The sequence below is a fragment of the Aliivibrio sp. 1S175 genome (assembly GCF_001690985.1).
Classification (GTDB): domain Bacteria; phylum Pseudomonadota; class Gammaproteobacteria; order Enterobacterales; family Vibrionaceae; genus Aliivibrio.
In genome coordinates this window covers 412-2,261 of record NZ_MAJS01000060.1, presented here as the reverse complement: position 1 = coordinate 2,261, position 1,850 = coordinate 412, and the positions used below count along the sequence as shown (strand labels likewise).

Genomic DNA, 1,850 nt, shown 5'->3' with positions numbered 1-1,850 from the left:
CTTAATCACTGAAACTAAAGGCAAACTGACAACGCCGAGTGTAGCAAATCGTGTTGATGCATTTGTTATATTCACTCTTACGTCTAAGTGAATAACTGACCGACTGTTTTCATCGGAATGAACATTCTTACACGACCATTGATTTCACAAAGAACATCGAAACCATATTTTGCGTAAAATGACTCCGCTTGTTCAGTTAAACAATCAACAACAATGGCATAAGCTCTCATATGAGAGTTAATTTCCCAGAGATATTCTAGAGCTTTGATTAAGCTAACTTTACCTAACCCACTTCCATGAAATTCTTTATGAACTGCCAGTTGAGCTAAAAGGAAAACAGGAATTGGATAGCGTGGTAATTTTTTAGCCATCGCTTGTGGCAACGTATCACGGCTAATCGAACTTGGCGCGATACTATAAAACGAACAAATTGGATATTTTTGATTTGGCAGAGGCACTGAAGCAGGCAAAACCATTGTGCGGCTAATACCTGCTTGCATATGTTTAGCAGCTTGAGTTTGGATAAAATCATTTAACTCTTTTTCCCCACAGTCAAATGATGCTCTATCGTGCTGTGATTTATCCAATTCTTTGAAAGTTTTGGAATAACTCACTTAAAGTCACCACTTTTAGTAAATGCAGCGGCTTCAAGTAATGCTTTATTCGGAGCCTTAGCCTCGTCACAAGCAATCATGAATTGATCAAATACATTTGCTTCAACAGTGATGCTTTCATGCTCAGAAATTACCTGAGTTGAATCTTCGTCCATTAGACGAACAACGTATTCAGTTAAGCTTTTTAAACCAAGTAAAGCTGAAGCTTTCTCAGCCTTAGCTTTGATTTCTTCATCCAAACGGATATCAAGTCTTGCAGTTGCCATAATACCTCCAATCGTACGGAGTAATTCCGTAGTTAGATTGAGTATAAGATTTAAACAACCAAAGTGCAACTTGTACGGAATCAATACGGATTTAATTTTCAAGCTTTGTGAATATAACGCCTGCATAACACGTTTACTACTATGCAAGTATACTTAAAATTGACGCCTTAAAACGAGAAACACCCGACAACCTGAGACGCCGAGTGTAGTAAATCGTGTTGATGCATTTGTTATGCGTATTCTTTCGGCAAGAGAACACATTGCTTATTCTCAATTAATGGTTTGCTAACAACACAGATATTTCGAATAGCCAACATTCGAGTATAGATAACCTCACCTAATATATGCATTACCGCATCACTATCCATAACCTGAAGCATTTCTTTAATTTTGGGCTTTTTATCACTATCTAGATGGAAAAACTCACCGTTAAACCAATAATTAAGAAGATCATCTGCAGCATATCCGTGCCAACCGAGTGTCATTCCGGCTTCTTTCCAGTCAGTAGTATTAGCTTTTATTAGTTTTCTAAATCTCTCTTCAGCAATGTTTTTTGTAAGGATCTTATTACAAACGGTGTAAAAATGAGTTTGTTCTTTTTGAGCATAAAAGAAGCGAAAATCTACAAATAACCCTTTCATTCTAAAATGGTTAACCGTACAAAACTCTGAGCTTATTACACCACTGTTTGATTTTGAATAACTACCATTAAGTGAAAAACCTGACTTTAATAAATCTTGATAGTTTTCCCACAAAATCTTAAAACGCTCATGAAATAGAACTAATACTTCAATATCATCAGGACTAATATCTGAACTTACCTTCAATTCTTCCATTTATACCTCTAATACGCATAACGCTGGCATAACACGTTTATTACCATGCAAACCAACCTGAATTTTACCGCCTTAATCACGAAACCCAAGACAAACCCAGAACGCCGAATGTAATAAATCGTGTTGATGCGATT

The 1,850-nt window shown here is 36.5% G+C and carries 3 protein-coding genes; all 3 read right to left on the bottom strand.

The features are described from left to right. Nucleotides 1-83: 83 nt before the first annotated feature. The 3 genes from A6E06_RS14630 to A6E06_RS14620 all read right to left on the bottom strand — a co-directional run bounded on the left by A6E06_RS14630 (nt 84) and on the right by A6E06_RS14620 (nt 1,716). Nucleotides 84-614 (bottom strand): GNAT family N-acetyltransferase, encoded by a 531-nt coding sequence (locus tag A6E06_RS14630; RefSeq protein ID WP_065593225.1) that lies wholly within the window; start codon nt 612-614, stop codon nt 84-86. Then, nucleotides 611-880, bottom strand: a complete 270-nt coding sequence (locus tag A6E06_RS14625; RefSeq protein ID WP_065593224.1) for a DUF1778 domain-containing protein — start codon at nt 878-880, stop codon at nt 611-613. The genes A6E06_RS14630 and A6E06_RS14625 overlap by 4 nt, the downstream gene beginning before the upstream one ends. A gap of 230 nt (nt 881-1,110) precedes the next feature. Continuing rightward, nucleotides 1,111-1,716 carry a hypothetical protein gene (locus A6E06_RS14620; protein WP_065593223.1) on the bottom strand — a complete coding sequence of 202 codons (606 nt, stop codon included), beginning with the start codon at nt 1,714-1,716 and terminating at the stop codon, nt 1,111-1,113. Nucleotides 1,717-1,850: the final 134 nt, after the last annotated feature.

Excerpts from the sequence above, each read along its gene's own strand:
- A6E06_RS14620 (WP_065593223.1), bottom strand. The coding sequence starts at position 1,716 with ATGGAAGAATTGAAGGTAAGTTCAGATATTAGTCCTGATGATATTGAA.
- A6E06_RS14625 (WP_065593224.1), bottom strand. The coding sequence starts at position 880 with ATGGCAACTGCAAGACTTGATATCCGTTTGGATGAAGAAATCAAAGCT.